The sequence below is a fragment of the Helicobacter fennelliae genome (genome assembly GCF_900451005.1).
GTDB lineage: Bacteria > Campylobacterota > Campylobacteria > Campylobacterales > Helicobacteraceae > Helicobacter_B > Helicobacter_B fennelliae.
On the sequence record NZ_UGIB01000001.1, the window covers coordinates 1968489 to 1985376 of the forward strand.

Here is a 16888-nt window from a genome sequence, read left to right on the forward strand (position 1 = left end):
AAGCATTGCAATGATGAGATTTAAACAATAAGGCGTTTGGGTAATGCAGATACGAATTTATTATGAGGATACCGATTGTGGCGGGATTGTCTATCATACAAATTACATTAAATTCTGTGAGCGCGCTAGAAGTGAGCTATTTTTTGCGCAGGGTAAATTGCCACATAATGGGACTTGCGGATTTGTCGTTAGCTCGCTTGAGGCGCAGTTTTTGGGCTCTGCAAGGCTTGGGGATTTGCTTGAAGTGCACACAAAACCTGCCAAAATAGGCAAAGTCCAAATGATTCTGATTCAAGAAATATTCAAAATACAAGATGCCCAAAGCGCACAAAACACCGCGCAACCACACACAAACGCGCCCACACACGCTCATACAAACGATAAAATCTTTAGCGCGACTTTCAAAATGGGCTATATTGATGTCGCACAACAAAAGCCAACGCCCATTCCACGAGAATTTCTAGATATTTTTAGGACACAAATATGAGACATATCGAAGGAAAGCCTGATATTTCATATCCATGCCAATGGGAATACAGAATCATCGGGCAAAATCAGCACGCAATCGAGCATATCGTTGGTGATATTCTCCAAAAACCATACCGACTTGAGATAAAAAACCACTCACACAAAGGGACTTTTGTCTCTATGCACCTCATAACAAGTGTCGATAATGAAGAAGAGAGAAACGCGATATTTGCCAAACTCTGCGAACATGATGAAATCAAAATGGTACTTTAATTTTAATATTTTATTTTGCGCGCCCTCTAATCTGCTTTCTATATAATTTTATGCGTAATCTTTAAGCTTTAATCTTTTAAATAGCTTCACGCTCACTTTATATTGTTTGCTTATACTTTTTGCGTTTGTTTCAAACAATCTAACCAAATGTAAGGAGTTACATATGAAAAACTTAAGCCTTTTGAAAAAAATTGCAATCATAGCGACAACCGGAATCTTTAGTGTCGGACTGCTTCATGCAGCGGATTTTAGCAAAAAAAGCGACAAAGACTTTATCGCTCTTGCTGGGGCTGTGAGCGCGACTGATGAGCCTGATTATATCATCGAGGCAAACAAACGTATAAATGCCAAGCTCTACAATGAAGCCAAAGAATTCAAACTTGCAATCCACAAGCAACGCGCAGAAAATCTCAAAAAACTCTCACCCGAGCTTGCCAAACAACGAGCTATTGATGTATGCAAAGCTATACAAGCCAAAACAGACACAATGAGCGGAAAGCAAATCCGAGAATCTAATCTTCCATTTATCGTTGGCGACTGCTCTCATTTTAAAGGTGCGCATTTTGGAGGTGCAAAAGGCGCAATGGATAGAAAAGACTTTGAGAAGAGACCAAAGTGCGGCGAACGCAATGAAGCTGATAAAAACAATACAAATAAAGAAAATAAAGAGAAAAAATAAGCTTTGTTTGTGTAAGATTCTATGTTGTCGTCATCACTTAAGCGACAGCGAAGAGTCTAGAGGGAATTAAACTAGAATCTATGCCATTTTTTATTTTCATAGAATCCACTTTTAGATTCTAGATTTTATGTCAAACACAATGGCGCATTAAGAAATTCTAGATTTTAAGATGAGTTTGCAAGGGTTTGCAAGGGTTTGATAGATTGTGAAGTTTTGAGCGAGGAAATAGAACTTATAGTTCATTGACGAAGCGAAAAACGAATCTCGTAGCTCAAATCGCTTAAAAGCTAGAATTTAAATTCGATAAATTAGATTCTAACACAAAGGAACACCATGCCTACAAAAATCCTCCTCCTTGAAGACGACCTCTGCCTTTGCGAAATGATTGAAGATCATTTGCGCGATTGTGGGTTTGAGATAACAACTTGCGATGACGCCACAAATGCCCTTGATCTCGCGTATGAAAAAAATTTTGATTTATGGATTTTTGATGTCAAAGTGCCAAATGGCAATGGATTTACCCTCCTCAAACAGCTTCGCGAGCTCAATAAAACAACGCCAGCAATTTTTCTCACCTCACTATCAATGATAAATGATCTCAAAGAGGGCTTTATGGCGGGCTGCGATGACTATATCAAAAAGCCTTTTGACATCGATGAGCTCACACTTAGAATCCGCTCTCTTCTAAAGCGACAATTCAGCCATCACAATAGCGAAATTCTTGATTTGGGCAATAATTTGAGCTTTGATATGATCCAAAAACAGCTCTACAAGGACAATCAGCCGATTTTGCTTACCAACAAAGAAAGCAAACTGCTTGCATTGCTTTTGCGTAATCAAGGTAAATTCATCTCTCAAGATGAAATTTTTGAAACCATTTGGAATTATGATGAAATGCCTACAAATATGGCATTGCGTGTGTATATCAAAAATCTACGCAAGGTTTTGGGCAAAGATTCTATCCTCACACAGCGACACAGGGGCTACTGCTATGCAAAAACTTCTTGATTCCAAAAAATTTGACACAACAATCCTCAAAATCCTTTTGCTTTATTTAAGCACGAGTGCGATTTTTCTAGGCATTATTTTTTTTGTGATGTATGAGCGAGGATTGCATACATTGCGCACCCAGCAGCTCATACAAATGCGAAATGAATATATAAACATCATCACTCACCTCTCCGAAGAACAAGATCTCAACAAAGCGATTGCAACCCTCAAAGATGAAGTCAATCTCCCGTTTGCGCTCATTGATGAGGATAATCATGTGCTCTTTAGCAATCTCTCTATAAATGCAGAATCTATCCCCAAAAGCACCAGACAAGATAATGGATTTTACAGGCAGGGCGATTTGATTTTTATTGATTTATGGCAAAACAGATCGATTGAGTATATGCTTACCCACCCGCCATTTAACTTCACCAAACGCCCAAAAGCTATATTTAAGCACTTTGAAAAGCTCAAAATGCGAGTGATTTTGCAGGGTGTGATGATTGGCGGGTTTAGATTTGAGGCATTCAAAAATAAAATGGAAGAAAGCAAGCCCTCCGCTCCACAATCATTTATTTGGCAAACCTCTACTTTGCAATCTTCCACCTCAATACAAGATGAGCTTTTTTCATTGCGAGTAGGGATCATTGCTTCGCTTTTGTTTTGCCTCATGCTTGTTGGGGTGATCGCGTATTTTTTAGTCAAGCTCGCACTCAAGCCCCTTCATGACAAATTCAACACCCTAGAGCGATTTATCAAAGATTCTACGCACGAGATAAATACCCCGCTAAGCGTGATTTTGCTAAGCGTGCAAAAATTTGACACGCACAATCTCTCAGAATCAAACCTCAAAAAAATGACTCACATCAAGCTTGCAGCCCAAAATCTCAATCATCTCTACCAGAATCTTATATTTTTTAATTTCTATCAAAGTAATCCTCAAACCCAAAATATCGACCTCAAAGCCCTAATTTCACAAAGGATCGACTACTTTAATCCTCTCCTAGCACAAAAATCTATCACACTAGAATCTAGGCTTTCTGACGCCCAAATCCTTGCCAATCCTGATGAGATACAAATCCTCATCGACAATCTCCTTAGCAACGCAATCAAATACAACAACAAGCAAGGGCAAATCTTTATCACGCTTCAAAAGGGGTTTTTGGAAGTGCGGGATAATGGCTATGGTATCAGCAAGCAGAATCTAGAATCTATTTTCACGCGATATTCGCGCTTCAACAATAATCAAGGCGGATTTGGAATCGGACTTAGCCTTGTGCGCGAGATTTGCGAGCGATATGATATTGACATCACATGCCAAAGCGAGGAAGGACATGGGAGTTGCTTTGTGCTAAAGTGGAAGTAAATAAAAGTAATTTATAGATATTTTTATACATTATGACATTGCAATATTGCGACATTATGCGACATTGCAACCAAGAATCTAATAAGAATCTAATTTTGTCATTCTGAAGAAGTGCATAACACAACTGCAGAATCCAGAAAAAATAACAAAATAAACAAGAAAATAAAAATAAAAAACACAGAATCTACCTCGTCATTACTTAACGCGAGCGTTACAATATAGGAAAAACGCAATGGATTCTTCGGGGATAAACCCTCAGAATGACGGATTGATGTGTTATTGATACTTTTCACTTCGTCATTCTGACCCTGAGCTAAAGCGAAGGGGAAGAATCCAAAAATAAAAAAACAAATAAAAAATAAAGAAAATCCAGAATCTAGTAAAGAATCGTCATTGCAAGCAAGGTTTATCCTTGCGTGGCAATCCATAGATTCTATAGATTCCATCACATTTCTTTTCTTGATTTTTTATTTGTGGATTCTTCGGCTTTAGCCTCAGGACGACAAAGCAAAGAGTCAAAAGCAAAATGCGTATTACAAACCAACCCCTAGAAACTCTCGCCAAACCATTGCGCGATCGTGCTTCGGATCGTTTGTCGCAGTTGGATTCCAGCGATCATATCATCATTGAGTGCTTTTTGAAGCAGACTTAGCGCGCCATTTCGAAACTTACTCAAATACGGGTGATCAATCTGCGCCCAATCGCCCAAAAATACAATCCTACTCTCCTCGCCAAGTCGCGTGCCTATGAGCTTAATAGTCGCATTTGAGGCATTTTGCGCTTCATCAAAAATCACAAATTTCTTGCGAATTGTGATGCCCCTTGCATGCGCAATATCAACAACCTGAATATTATGCTTTTTGAGAAAATACTCTGTGGCGTCTTCTTTGTGGATTGTATTGACATCGCCACGATACTCGATGCAATTTTTGAGCGAAGAGCTCTGCAAAGAATCGATAATAAAATTAATCGCACTATAAAGCGGATACATAAAATAGCCAAGTTTTTGGTCTTCATCGCCCTTGCGGAATCCAAGCTCTGCTTCTTTGTCGCTTGCTGTAACGGTGTTTCTAAGATAAATGATACCATCGACTGCGCCCTGTTTGACAAGGTGGATTCCAGCTTGAAGTGCCATAAGCGTTTTGCCAGAGCCTGTCGAGCCCGTAACGATTGTGGCGATATTTTTTTTGTGTGTGAGGAGGCAAAACATCATTTTTTGCTCCAAATTCATCGGCGCAATGTAGAGATTGGCTTCTTTGATGATAGAATCTAGCTCAAGTCGCTCAAAAGCAGAATCTACCTTAAGTCCGAAGTGCTTTTTGCCGGTGAGATAGAGCGAGCTATCAGTATTATCTTGCTCATCGATTTGTATCAAGCTCCATTGTGAAAGTGCTTTGAACGCTTTGAGTTTTGTAAGTTTTTGGGGTTGATCGTCTTTGTGGAGTAAAAATTTATGCCAAAAATCTATATCATTTGGATTCTCAACCCTATCGCGAAAAAGCGATTGGGCTTTGATCCCCTTGGCGATAGAGCGGATTTTGAGCGAAATATCATTTGTCAGCAAGATAAGATTATAATCTTTAGCGATTTCAGCGATTCTTGCATCATTAAGCCCGTATTCTAGGTTTTTTGCCTGATAATGCTGACGATAAATCACAATAAGCGGAATCCTCACAGACGCATTCTCATAATAAATCTCGCGCATAAAATCGCCATTTTTGCACTGCAAAGAAAGCCCAGAAAGCCTAGAATGTATGCTAGATTCTGCGGATTGCTTTGCGGATTGATTTGATGGAATCTCGCTTTCATTACTCACATTTCTAAAAAATTCTCGCGCCAAAAACCCAACTTCATTTGAGGTTTTTTTCTTGTCAAGCTCTTCTAAAACAATGTCGCTGATAAAAAGTATGTTTTTTGCGCCATCAGAAAGATAAATGATATTTTGTGGATCATCTAAGATGACTGAAGTATCGATAAGATAAAGTTTTTTTGCCATTTATGACCTTTATATATAGAAGTATTTACTTTTCCTTTTTAAAATTTGCATTTTAAAAAAAGATTGCATAAAAAAGGATAAAACAATGAATGTAAAATTTAAAGGTCAAAACGCTACTCTCAAAGGCTCTCCGCTCAAAATCGGCGACAATGCCCCTGAAGTCAAGCTTGTAGGCAAAGATTTAAGCGAAGTTACAATCGGTGGCGCGCAAGGCAAAACTCAAATCATCAATATCGTGCCAAGCCTTGATACAGGCGTTTGTGCGACTCAAGCAAGGACATTTAACCAAAAAGCTGCGGGGCTAAAGGATTGTATCGTGTATGTTGTGAGTATGGATTTGCCATTTGCTATGGGGAGATTCTGCTCGACTGAAGGTATAGAAAATCTCGTTGTCGCAAGCGATTTTGTCAATAAAGCTTTGGGTGAAAAATACGGCGTCTTGCTTGTAGATTCTCCACTTAAGGGGCTTTTGAGCCGAGCCGTGCTTGTCATCAACCCACAAGGAAAGCTTATCTATCAAGAAATATGCGAAGAAATCACAAACGAGCCAGACTATGAGGCTGCAATCAAAGCGATTCAGTAGCAATCAGTAGCGATATGATAAGCCATTTTAAAGCAGAATCTTACTTTTTAAAGCATACTTTATAAGTCTTGCTTTAAATTTTGCTTTATGAATCCACACAATAAAGGCTAGTATTACTGCTAGCCTTATCTTATCTCTCCCATCTCTCTATCTTTTCTAGCCTTTTTATTTAGTCTCTATTTTTGAGTTTCTTTTAATCTCTTAATCTTTATTCTTTGCCACGCTATAATCGCGCTATAATCGCACCACAAAATACACGCAACAATCACAATTTGCGATATAATGCTTGACTTAAAATCACATAAAAACAATACAAAAACACAGGAACAATAATGGCTCTACAATATATCAAAGAAAATGGCTTTATCAATCTATGTAAAGCGATCAAAAAAAAGCTCTTGCTTACTTATCGGTTTTTGACCTATCGTCAAGAGATGTTTTATTATGCGGCAAGTTTGAGCTTTTATACGATATTTGCGCTGATTCCTATGCTATTTATTATTTTTTCTGTCCTTTTGGCATTTTCTAAATTCCAAGACAAAATCGAAGATATGCAAGCATTTATCCTCTCAAATATCCTTCCGACAAATGCGGAGACAATGATAAATTTTATGCATACTTTTTTAGAAAATGGCTCTAAAATGGGCATTGTAGGCATTATTTCGGTATTTATCACTTCGCTACTTTTTTTTAGAAATTATGAATTTATCACTTCAAAAATGTTTGATTCTAAGCCACGCGCTTTTGTTGATTCGCTGATGCTGTATTGGACGATGGTTACATTATTTCCGCTTGGAAGTGCAGTGATTTTTTATTTTAGCGTGAGCGCGCAAGGTATGTTTGGATTTTTTGAAAACAACTCGTATTTTTTGGATACTTGCGTGTGGTTTATCACATGTATGCTGTTTTTGATTTTGTTTAGAATCTCTGCAAATAAGCCCCTGCATAAACGCACACTTTTTATCTCATCGTTTGTGTGTGGGACGATTTGGGTTGGGATTAAAAATCTCTTTGTGTATTACATCGCCTACAACAAAATCTACACGACATTATATGGCTCTGTCTCAATCGTGCTATTTTTGATGGTGTGGATTTATATCTCTTGGCTTGTGATGTTATTTGGTATGCGCGCTTGTCAGGGTATATTAAAGTGCTTCAAACTCGAGAATCACTCAAAAATATAATTGATTGTGCTTTCGTCATTCTGAGTGATAGCGAAGAATCTAGAAAAATAAACAATTAAGAAAATCCAAAATCTATATGTAATCGTCATTGCGAGCAGTTGTCAAACTGCGTGGCAATCCACAGAATCCAAACAAATAAACAAGAAATAACAATAAATAACCACAAAATCTAAAAACCAATCTGTCATTACTTAAGCGCAAGCAAAGAATCTAGAAACAAAGCAACTCCAAAAATGCTACAAACCATAAAACAAAAAACGAATTTTAACTGAAGCAATATTTATTGAGATTGAGTATATAATGCGATTTTTTAAAATTCTAAATTTAAAAAAAATTAACAAAATCTCTATAATTAAAATGTCAAATCATAAATGGGGATTTAGACTTGGCATAAGGCATAATGTTTGCTTCAAGCATTGCGTATGCAATGGATTAAGCAGTAATGTGTAATTTTTAGAGATTTGCTAAAGGAGTTTATAATGGCACATCATATCAAAAAAGCTTTAAAAACGCCTTTGGGGTGGGGCTTGCAAGCCTTAAGGTTTTAGATTCTGGTTTGGATTTTAGTTTTTCTGGATTGCACGACTTCCTAGTGGAAGTCTCGCAATGATGATTTAGATTCTAGAATCTATATTGTTTTGACGCACTCTTACCCGTCATATCTTAAGCGTTAGCGAAGAATCCAGCCAAGTCATTCTTTATAAAACCAACCACTTCGTCATTCTGAGGCTTTGCAAAAGCCGAAGAATCCAGCCAAGCTAGAATCCAAAACAAAATCAAATGCAGTATTTGTATTGTTTGCAAGCTTTGTATTTTTAGATTCTGTAATATTTACAGAATCTACTCTTTTCTTTTTGCTTAATGTATTTTATGGATTCTTCAGTCGTGCTATGCACTCCTTAAGACATGACAAATAATAGATTGTGTATTCTGGATTGCCACGTAAGGATAAACCTTGCTCGCAATTGAGGGATTAAGTCGTCATATCTTAAGCGTTAGCGAAGAATCCAGTAAAAATCTAATACAAAATCTAAAATAGATTCTAGTTTGGATTTGGATTCTTCGTTCGTTTCACTTACTCAAGTAATGACGACAAAAACAACATAGATTCTACTAGAATTTATGCAAACACAAGCAAGCATTAAAAAATTCTAGACTTTTTTAATTTTTAGATTTTAGAATTTATGCAAACACAAAAAGAGCGTAAAAGAGATTTTAAGATGAGTTTGCAAGAGCTTGATAGATTGTGCGGTTTTGAGCAAGGAGATAAGGCTAGTCGCCTATCGACGAAGCGAAAAACAAACTCGCAGCTCAAATCGCTTAAAAGCTAGGATTTAGATCCTATGGAAATATGTAAATTAGAATCTAGATTCTATGCAAAAATATTAGGATCTAAATCCTAAAACTTTTTCTTTTTTGCATCATCTAAGATAGCCTTAGCAATCAATGAGACTTCATTGCTAATCTCTGCGCTAGTATTAGCAATAGTTACATTATTTTGTGTAACAGATTCTAGATTTGAAATGGCTTCATTGATTTGGGTAATACCTGCTGTTTGTTCTTTGATAGATTCTGCCATATCATTGATTGATTGCACAAGTAGATTTGTATTTGCCTCTATTTCTCCTAGACTTTTTCCTGTGCGCTCTGCTAGCTTTCTGACTTCATCAGCAACAACTGCAAATCCTCTTCCATGCTCTCCTGCTCTTGCTGCTTCAATCGCAGCATTAAGTGCTAAGAGATTTGTTTGATCAGCTATATCTCGTATGATACCAATGACATTGCGTATATCTTCTGTTTGTTGGATTACTTCATTAGTCCTGCCTGAGACATTTTGCATAGAAGAAGTGATCTCTTCTACTGCTGTGGCTGTTTGCTCTAATGAGCTTGCTTGAGAGTGAGAGGATTGGGTAAGATTATTGACTGCTTCTTCAAGTTTATTGCTTTGGGTATTGAGTGTATTTGCAAAGTCAGATGAAGCAGAGAGCATTTTTCGTATTTCTTCACCTAAAGTATTTGTAATCACTTCTACTCTTCCTTGTGCATTTTTAACTTGCGTTGAAAAATCAAGTTTTGCAAATGAATCAAATACACGATTAAGCTCTGGTAAATCATTTCCAATAGCACTTGAGAGAAGATCTAGAAGTTTATTGACAGAATCTTTGAGTGTATTTAGCTCTGAATTACTTCCTGTGAGTGTTATTCTTTGATCTACATGTCCTTCTCTTGTGTGTTCTATAACAGCTAGAGATTGTTGGACAAGTTCTTGATCTTTTTGGAGGGATTGTTTGGTGTGTTGTATATTTGCATTAATAGCTTGAGCAATTTGTTCAAATTCATCGCCACTTTTGATTTGAAGTGTTGTTGCATCTTTGGCTTCGTGATTGATATATTTAAAGAATTCTGATAAGCCTGTTGCTATGGTTTTGAGGGGGGAGATAAGAAACTTGATAAAGAAATAAAACAAAATAGTTCCAATCACAAGAAGCACAAGTGCGACAATGCAGCCTTTTAATAATACTTGATTGGTAGCATTGCTAAAGTTTTCCATATTTGCAGAAACTAGCATCGTCCAGCCAAAATCAAATCGCTTAAACAACGCAATACGCATACCACCATTGTATTCGTAGGTAATCACCCCTTCTTTAGCGTTGGCATGCTCTAGTAATGCGTTTTTGATTCTTATTTCTAGTGGGTTAAGTTCCGTAGTTATTTGTATGACTTGAGGGTCTTCATGTGAAAAAATACTATCATGAGAATCAAGTAAAAAAACCGATAGTGTCGGAAGCTCTGGAGTTTTGAAAGTAGCAAATCGCGCTTGAAAATCCTCAAATAAAATATTCATGCCGATAACTCCGATTATCTTGCCATTTTTGATAAGTGGCATCGCCGCGGTGCCAAGCATTAAGCCATTTGTTGAGGCATTTTTGGAGATATATGGATCGGTCAAGATAAAGCCCTTTTCTTGCACAGCTTTGGCATACCAATCCCTTGTGCGCACATCATCTTGAGTGTTATCAAAGGTATTTTTTGTGAAACTATTTGGATTAGATTCTGAGACAACTAAGAAACTTCCATCTGCATAAGCGACAAATACATTTGGATAGCCAATTGTTTTTGCCATATCTTTGAGTGTTTGTCGCTGCTCTAAGATACTCAAATCGCTTTCTGCTAATGTTTTGGATAAATAGTTCAAATGTTTTTTTGCTTCGATACCAATTGTGGTATTAATCATATTAAATGAGCCATTCATCACTTCTTGTTGGATTGAAGTATATAATGTTGTGATTGTGTTTGAGCTTTGGCGATAATTAATCAAACTCACGACAAACAAAATCACTATAAAAACAAATAAAATACTTATCAAAAGCTTTGTATTTAGAGACATTTTGATTCTCATTTTTGCTCCTTTGGCTTATAGATTTCATTCTATAAAAATAAAATAGTTTGCATTGTATTTTTTTTTTTTAGTTTTAACTTAAAAAATAGTAATTGAGTTGTGAAGCTCATAAAGATACTAGAATCTAGAATCTAATTTACATATTTACATAGAATCCAAATCCTCTCTTTTTTGCTTCTTTTTGCAGATTGCTTCGTTTAGGGCTTATCTTGTATTATTTTGGCGACGCACGAAAAGTGCGACTCACTGCTAAACTTGCAAAGCTACAAAAATAAGCTAAAAATAGAGGATTTCTTTACGCGCCATTGTGTTTGCATAAATTCTAAAATCTAAAAATTAAAAAAGTCTAGAATTTCTTAATGTGCTATTGTGTTTGCATAAATTCTAGTAGAATCTATGTTGTTTTTGTTGTCATTACTTGAGTGAGTGAGACGAACGAAGCATCCAAATCCAAACTAGAATCTATTTTAGATTTTGTATTAGATTTTTACTGGATTCTTCGGCTTTTGCAAAGCCTCAGAATGACGGAGTGGGTTTGACTCAGGGTCAGAATGACGATTTGCTTTTGGCTGTCGCTTAAGTAATGACGAGGTGGATTCTGAGTTAGATTCTCTTTTGCTTCGCAATTTTACAATTACCCATAATAACTCAAAGCAGAATCTGCTTTGTAGCAAAATCTACACAAGCTTTTTCCCATTTTTGTGGTATTTGATTATCCCTTCTGCGCAACGATACGCCAATGCTCCTGCTGTATCGGTTGGATTATAGCCGCTATTGTGTTGGAAATTCCCAGCACCCACGACAAAAAGATTCTCCATATCCCAATGCTGCAAATAATTATTTACCACGCTAGTATGCGGACTTGAGCCCATTGTCGTCCCGCCTGTATTGTGCGTGGATTGATAAGGAATAATGCTGTAATCTTTGAGGTATGGATTTGGCTTTATGCTTTTTGGATTCATCGCTTTTGCGACTTGTGTCGTTTTGTCTGTTGCAAATTTATGAAGCTCGCGATCTTGATTTGTGAAATTATAAGTGATACGCAAAAGTGGCAAACCATAAGCGTCTTTGTAGGTTGGATCAAGCGAGAGATAGTTATTTACATGCGGAAGTGAAGCACCTTGCGCATAGACATTGATTACGCGTGTGAAGCTGTGATTGAGTGCTTTTTTGAATTCTGCTCCCCAAGTTGGTACTCCTGCTGGAATTGGCGCGCTTTGGATCGGGCGAGATCCCATTTGCAATACGGCAATCATTGAGCCATGCAAAAACTTTTCCCCGCTATGATCAAAATTATCACCATTGAAATCATCGCAAGTCGTCCCCAACGCACCTGAACCCATAAAGGTATTCATCTGCTCGTCAAAAAACGCCAATGTGCTTGCATTCATCTGATAGCAATAATTCCGCCCTAATGTGCCTTTGCCTGTTTTGGGGTCGTATTGCGTGCCAATATTGCTAACCATAAGGAGTTTGGCGTTATTAAGCATATAACTTGTAAGCACGACAATATCAGCTGGCTGGATAAATTCCTCCATTGTTTTTGTGTTGATGTATTTTACACCTGTAACTTTATCGCCTTTTTTGAGAATCTCAATCACATTACTATTTGTGCGGATCTCGTATTTTCCGCTTGATAATGCAACGGGCAAGACGGTATTAAGCGGTGAGGCTTTGGCATCATACTCACACCCAAACCGCTCACAATATCCGCAATATTGACAAGGATTTAGCATTTCACCATCTGGATTTGTGTAGGCATATTTTGAATTTGCCGCTGGAATTCTATATGTGTGGAGATTTAAAGACTTTGCAGCTTTTTCAAATTTTTTGAGAATGGCAGTATTTGCAAGAGGCTCTTGAGGATAGGGGCTACTTCTAAATGCGCCCATTTTTTCTGCGAGTGGATTTGGCTCACCGCATATTCCTGCCGTTTTTTCAAATCGATCAAAATATGGCTCCATTTCTTTGTAAGTGATCCCCCAATCCTCAAGCGTATAGTCTTTGCCGAGTTTGTCGCCATATCTTTTGTGGCTTAGGGTTTTTATCTCAAAATCATAAGGCATAAACCGAAAAGTCCAGCCATTCCAATGCACGCCCGCACCGCCGACATTATTTCCAAGCAAAAACGAGCCCATTTTACGCATAGGAAGGGCAGTCTCATTTGGATTATGTCGAAATGTTACGCTCTCTTTTGAGCAATCCTGCATAAGCCCATAATTTATACCATATCGCCATTCATCATGCACTTGCACAAAATCACTGCTTGAACGCATCGCTCCGCGCTCAAGGCTTAGCACACTAAACCCTGCTTTTGTCAGCTCTGCTGCGATGATCCCACCTGTCCAGCCCGCACCAATGGTAACTACATCTACTTTTTTTAATACTTTTGCCATAATCAACCTTTCATTTTTTGTTATTTGTGATTTTTAATTTTTATTGTATTTACTGCATATCAGCCAAACTCATCGGTGGCAGTTCCACGAATTCATCGCTTTCAATATAAGCAAGATAACTCATCTGTCCGCCGGGATAATGCATCATTTTCCAACCTTTTTGTCCGTCATTGCCTTGATAAATCGGATCGCTCAAAACCCCAGCAATAGTCAAATCACGCAAAAGCGTGAAAAAATATTTTGAGCTTATGCCTTCTATTGCGATTTTGTTGGCTTCACAATCTTTGAGAATGGCATCTTGACTCGCGGGTGCGATCTGAAAAAAAGATTGTTTATGTCTTTTTTGAGATTCAGATTCTAGTGCGCTAAGTCCGAGCAAAAAAATCTCTCTGCGATTCATCGGGGTTTGATAGCCCTGCTCGGCTTTGCCCTCTTGAAATGGTCCTTGCATATATTCGCGTGCGTTAAATCCATACGCGCCAGCGAGTTGATTATCTATAAAATAAGGCACACCAAGCAAAATCGCGCCCTCACCACTTTCATCTTGCGGATAAATGCGCTCTGTGGCTGCTTTTAGGGTATTGAACTCTAAATCATTTGTAAAAAACATTCGTCCTCGTTGCTGCTTTTGGCAAGATTGATTAGCTTGAGAATTGAGACTCTGTGCGTTTGAAGTGCTTGTATCTGTATTTTCGCTGTGTGTGTGATGATGAGCTTGTGCTTTAAGGTTACTTATCGCTCCACTTGAAGCCAAAACCCCACCCGCCAAAATTCCTGAAAATTTAAAAAAACTTCTTCTGTCTAATTTTTGTTTCATTTTTACCTCTTCCTTTGTGTTTTATTAACAAAAACTTTGCATTCTAACGCTACTAATCTTAAAAAATGCAAAAATTTTTTAACTTTTTGAGAAATTTAGATTCAGATATAACATTTTTACTTTAGATTCTGCAAGAAAATTCAAGAAAGTTTAATAAAATTACAAAAAATATGTGGATTTTGTCGTTTTAATCCAAGTGATGTGTGCGATAGAAAATACTCTTCAGGACTTTTTTGCGCTATTTTTATTGATAAAATTAAGAAAAAAGTGTAGAATCTAAGCCTTAACATAATTATAAAAGGAGTTGCGATGTTTCACGAATACAGAGATGAAATCACAAAATTAAAGGCTTCAAACGCGCATTTTGAAAAAATTTTTGAGGAGCATAATGACTTAGATCAAAAAATCACAAACGCCGAAAATGGGCTTGAACTATTAGCACCTATGGAGATTGAGGTCTTAAAAAAACAAAAACTCCGACTCAAAGACGAAGTGTATGCGATGATTATGGATTATCGCAAGCATAACGCCTAGATTCTCACCCCGCCTCTGGCGGAACTTATGCAATCACTTATAAAAGCTTTTAACCAAAAACAATACGAGCAATCCCTCAGGCTCTCAACGCAGATTCTACAACAAGACGCGCTCAATGTGCAGGCGTGGTTTATTTGCGCGATGAGTTTATATTATCTTGGCGATATAAAGCATTGTGTAGCTTACCTTGAGTGCGCCTACTCTCTTGACCCGCTTAATGAAGATGTCGTCATCAATCTTGCTGAAATCTACCGCCGAAATGGACAAAACCACACTGCAATCCAAATGTATCTCAAATGCCTACCCTCACAAAACCCAAACCTCTACTACAATCTCGGGCTATGCTATGCCAAAAGTGGCGAGCTCAAAAAAGCAAGAGAAGCGTATGAGAGGGCGTTAGAGCTTGATGAAAACGACAAAGACGCGATGTATAATCTCGCTAATATTTATGCTGAAGAAAAAGACTACAAAATCGCTATCAAACTCTATGAAAAATGCCAAACCATCGAGGCTGCTTCAAATCTCGTCTGTATGTATAATCTCATCGGCAATGACAAAAAGGGCTTGAGTGTGTGTAAAGATTTAGATTCTGACTTTGCGCTGTTTCCTAATAATATAAAAAAAGCGGATTTTTACTTCAACTACGCGAATATAGCGCGATACAATTTACTCTTTGAGCAGTCTAAAATCCTCTACCAAAAAGCCTACGCCATATCTCCAAATCCAATCTATGCAATTAATTATGCGCATTTGCTTTTGAGTTTGGGAGAGTTTAAAGAGGGGTTTAGATTCTACGAAAAGCGACTTGCTCTGCCAAAGCAAGACATCCGAAACGCGCATTTTTTTAAATCCAAAAAATATATAAATACCCAGAATCTAGATTCTGCGGGCATTTTAGATTTGATACAAAACGCCAAAGTGCTTGTGTTTTTTGAGCAGGGTTTGGGAGATACGATCATGTATGCGCGATTTCTTAGCCTTCTGCCTTGCAAGACGCTTTATGTGTATGTGCAAGATGAATTGAGGGCACTTTTTAAGGAAGTCGGCTTTAGGGTTGTGGATAGGGATTTTACTGATTTTGAGTATTGTGTGTCGCTACTTAGCCTGCCTTATGTGCTTGGGGTAGAATCTATGCAGGATATATGGGCAAATACGCATTACTTAAAGCCATTTTTTCACAGCACATCGCTTGGATCACGCATAAAATCGCCTATATCTCCTATCACATCGCCTCATCTTGCATCACCCCAAAAATCATTCACAAAATCGCCCAAAAATACCACCCTACAAGGCACAATGACACAAAATACGATAACGAAAAACACGATGAAAGTTGGATTATTTTTTTATTCAAACCCAAATTTCATCTACGCCAAAGACAAATCAATCTCACTTGATGTGCTTTTGCCTTATTTAAATGGGCTGGATATTGAGCTTCATTTGCTTCAGCCAGAAAGCAGGGAGTTTTTTATCAATGAGTCGCGCCTCAAATCCAAAGAGCTCTCACATCTCATCTCGCACAGGCTTAATCATTTTCTTGATACAGCGCGCCTCATACGCGAGCTTGATATGGTTGTAAGTGTCGATAGTGCATGCGCGCATTTGGCTATTGCGATGGGTAAGCCTTGCGTGATTTTGGCACACAAACGTTATGATTGGCGATGGGGCAAGCTCGGACAAACGCGCTTTCACGGAATGTTTGGCGGATATGTGCTCGCTCAAAAAAAGTTTCAAATCTGGGATAATGTCCTAAAAGACCTCCGCGAAATCCTGCAAAATCCACAGATTCTGCAAAACTTTCTAGAATCTAAATACAACCAAATGTTCTCAAATAAAAAATAAGAAACCACAGAAATATTTTTTCATTGTGAGTAGTTGTGAGTCATTGTAGTATTGCGGATTTTTTGTCATTGCAAGATTTTACAAGAAGTCGTGGCAATCTAGTCAAACCAGAATCTACTTTGTCATTGTGAGCGAACTTGTCCTATGTGGCAATCCATACATTAGATTCTTATTAGATTCTTATTAGCAGAATCCAACTATGTAATTATCTTAAAATTATCTTGACATCTAATATTTATTCGTATATGATTTTGGGCATGAAAACTTTTAGCAATAGACATTTTTTTAGCTTTGATTTATCCTTGGATACGCAAATAATCCTGCAAGCACCCCTCAAAGCCAACCCTACAACAAACATAC

The 16888-nt window shown here is 37.7% G+C and carries 16 protein-coding genes; 10 read left to right on the forward strand and 6 right to left on the reverse strand.

Annotated elements, in window-relative coordinates; genetic code table 11:
- Positions 1–43: 43 nt before the first annotated feature.
- The 5 genes from DY109_RS09735 to DY109_RS09755 all read left to right on the forward strand — a co-directional run bounded on the left by DY109_RS09735 (position 44) and on the right by DY109_RS09755 (position 3776).
- Positions 44–487 carry a YbgC/FadM family acyl-CoA thioesterase gene (locus DY109_RS09735; RefSeq protein WP_023948135.1) on the forward strand — a complete coding sequence of 148 codons (444 nt, stop codon included), beginning with the start codon at positions 44–46 and terminating at the stop codon, positions 485–487.
- Positions 484–741 (forward strand): HP0495 family protein, encoded by a 258-nt coding sequence (locus tag DY109_RS09740; RefSeq protein WP_023948134.1) that lies wholly within the window; start codon positions 484–486, stop codon positions 739–741. Before DY109_RS09735 ends, DY109_RS09740 begins: the two co-directional genes overlap by 4 nt.
- A gap of 163 nt (positions 742–904) precedes the next feature.
- The gene (locus DY109_RS09745) at positions 905–1420 is read left to right on the forward strand and encodes a DUF1104 domain-containing protein (protein WP_023948133.1); all 516 of its coding nucleotides are present in this window, start codon (positions 905–907) and stop codon (positions 1418–1420) included.
- 333 nt (positions 1421–1753) lie between these two features.
- Positions 1754–2428 (forward strand): response regulator transcription factor, encoded by a 675-nt coding sequence (locus tag DY109_RS09750; RefSeq protein WP_023948131.1) that lies wholly within the window; start codon positions 1754–1756, stop codon positions 2426–2428.
- Positions 2310–3776: a sensor histidine kinase gene (locus DY109_RS09755; protein WP_158413022.1), complete on the forward strand. Its 1467-nt coding sequence runs from the start codon at positions 2310–2312 to the stop codon at positions 3774–3776. Before DY109_RS09750 ends, DY109_RS09755 begins: the two co-directional genes overlap by 119 nt.
- Before the next feature lie 98 nt (positions 3777–3874).
- Here DY109_RS09755 and DY109_RS09760 read toward each other — a convergent pair whose 3' ends face one another.
- Together DY109_RS09760 and DY109_RS09765 are read right to left on the reverse strand one after the other, a co-directional pair.
- Entirely contained in the window at positions 3875–4222 is a 348-nt protein-coding gene (locus tag DY109_RS09760) for a hypothetical protein (RefSeq protein ID WP_034549639.1), read from the reverse strand.
- Between the two features lie 101 nt (positions 4223–4323).
- The gene (locus DY109_RS09765; protein ID WP_023948122.1) at positions 4324–5772 is read right to left on the reverse strand and encodes a PhoH family protein; all 1449 of its coding nucleotides are present in this window, start codon (positions 5770–5772) and stop codon (positions 4324–4326) included.
- An 85-nt stretch (positions 5773–5857) separates the two neighbouring features.
- On the opposite strand from DY109_RS09765, the gene tpx reads away from it, so the two are divergent.
- The 3 genes from tpx to DY109_RS11200 all read left to right on the forward strand — a co-directional run bounded on the left by tpx (position 5858) and on the right by DY109_RS11200 (position 8456).
- Positions 5858–6355 carry a thiol peroxidase gene (gene tpx / locus DY109_RS09770; RefSeq protein ID WP_023948120.1) on the forward strand — a complete coding sequence of 166 codons (498 nt, stop codon included), beginning with the start codon at positions 5858–5860 and terminating at the stop codon, positions 6353–6355.
- Positions 6356–6687: 332 nt separating this feature from the next.
- The gene (locus DY109_RS09775; protein WP_023948116.1) at positions 6688–7539 is read left to right on the forward strand and encodes a YihY family inner membrane protein; all 852 of its coding nucleotides are present in this window, start codon (positions 6688–6690) and stop codon (positions 7537–7539) included.
- A 731-nt stretch (positions 7540–8270) separates the two neighbouring features.
- The gene (locus DY109_RS11200; RefSeq protein WP_023948115.1) at positions 8271–8456 is read left to right on the forward strand and encodes a hypothetical protein; all 186 of its coding nucleotides are present in this window, start codon (positions 8271–8273) and stop codon (positions 8454–8456) included.
- Positions 8457–8938: 482 nt separating this feature from the next.
- Here DY109_RS11200 and DY109_RS09780 read toward each other — a convergent pair whose 3' ends face one another.
- The 4 genes from DY109_RS09780 to DY109_RS09790 all read right to left on the reverse strand — a co-directional run bounded on the left by DY109_RS09780 (position 8939) and on the right by DY109_RS09790 (position 14152).
- Positions 8939–10939: a methyl-accepting chemotaxis protein gene (locus tag DY109_RS09780; RefSeq protein WP_115737822.1), complete on the reverse strand. Its 2001-nt coding sequence runs from the start codon at positions 10937–10939 to the stop codon at positions 8939–8941.
- Between the two features lie 479 nt (positions 10940–11418).
- Positions 11419–11565, reverse strand: a complete 147-nt coding sequence (locus DY109_RS11595; protein WP_181811339.1) for a hypothetical protein — start codon at positions 11563–11565, stop codon at positions 11419–11421.
- 51 nt (positions 11566–11616) lie between these two features.
- Positions 11617–13335 (reverse strand): GMC family oxidoreductase, encoded by a 1719-nt coding sequence (locus tag DY109_RS09785; RefSeq protein WP_023946023.1) that lies wholly within the window; start codon positions 13333–13335, stop codon positions 11617–11619.
- Positions 13336–13384: 49 nt separating this feature from the next.
- Positions 13385–14152: a gluconate 2-dehydrogenase subunit 3 family protein gene (locus tag DY109_RS09790; protein ID WP_023946024.1), complete on the reverse strand. Its 768-nt coding sequence runs from the start codon at positions 14150–14152 to the stop codon at positions 13385–13387.
- 309 nt (positions 14153–14461) lie between these two features.
- On the opposite strand from DY109_RS09790, the gene DY109_RS09795 reads away from it, so the two are divergent.
- On the forward strand, positions 14462–14686 hold the full coding sequence (locus tag DY109_RS09795; RefSeq protein WP_023946026.1) for an HP1242/YdcH family protein: 225 nt from the start codon (positions 14462–14464) through the stop codon (positions 14684–14686).
- A gap of 27 nt (positions 14687–14713) precedes the next feature.
- Positions 14714–16528, forward strand: coding sequence for a tetratricopeptide repeat protein (locus DY109_RS09800; RefSeq protein WP_023946027.1), 1815 nt, complete (start codon positions 14714–14716; stop codon positions 16526–16528).
- Positions 16529–16888: the final 360 nt, after the last annotated feature.

Coding starts and splice junctions, on each gene's coding strand:
- DY109_RS09785 (WP_023946023.1), bottom strand. CDS start 13,335: ATGGCAAAAGTATTAAAAAAAGTAGATGTAGTTACCATTGGTGCGGGC.
- DY109_RS09765 (WP_023948122.1), bottom strand. CDS start 5,772: ATGGCAAAAAAACTTTATCTTATCGATACTTCAGTCATCTTAGATGAT.
- DY109_RS09775 (WP_023948116.1), top strand. CDS start 6,688: ATGGCTCTACAATATATCAAAGAAAATGGCTTTATCAATCTATGTAAA.
- DY109_RS09755 (WP_158413022.1), top strand. CDS start 2,310: ATGAAATGCCTACAAATATGGCATTGCGTGTGTATATCAAAAATCTAC.
- DY109_RS09790 (WP_023946024.1), bottom strand. CDS start 14,152: ATGAAACAAAAATTAGACAGAAGAAGTTTTTTTAAATTTTCAGGAATT.
- DY109_RS09735 (WP_023948135.1), top strand. CDS start 44: ATGCAGATACGAATTTATTATGAGGATACCGATTGTGGCGGGATTGTC.
- DY109_RS09760 (WP_034549639.1), bottom strand. CDS start 4,222: ATGGAATCTATAGAATCTATGGATTGCCACGCAAGGATAAACCTTGCT.
- DY109_RS09740 (WP_023948134.1), top strand. CDS start 484: ATGAGACATATCGAAGGAAAGCCTGATATTTCATATCCATGCCAATGG.
- DY109_RS09750 (WP_023948131.1), top strand. CDS start 1,754: ATGCCTACAAAAATCCTCCTCCTTGAAGACGACCTCTGCCTTTGCGAA.
- DY109_RS09745 (WP_023948133.1), top strand. CDS start 905: ATGAAAAACTTAAGCCTTTTGAAAAAAATTGCAATCATAGCGACAACC.
- DY109_RS09780 (WP_115737822.1), bottom strand. CDS start 10,939: ATGAGAATCAAAATGTCTCTAAATACAAAGCTTTTGATAAGTATTTTA.
- DY109_RS09795 (WP_023946026.1), top strand. CDS start 14,462: ATGTTTCACGAATACAGAGATGAAATCACAAAATTAAAGGCTTCAAAC.
- DY109_RS09800 (WP_023946027.1), top strand. CDS start 14,714: ATGCAATCACTTATAAAAGCTTTTAACCAAAAACAATACGAGCAATCC.
- tpx (WP_023948120.1), top strand. CDS start 5,858: ATGAATGTAAAATTTAAAGGTCAAAACGCTACTCTCAAAGGCTCTCCG.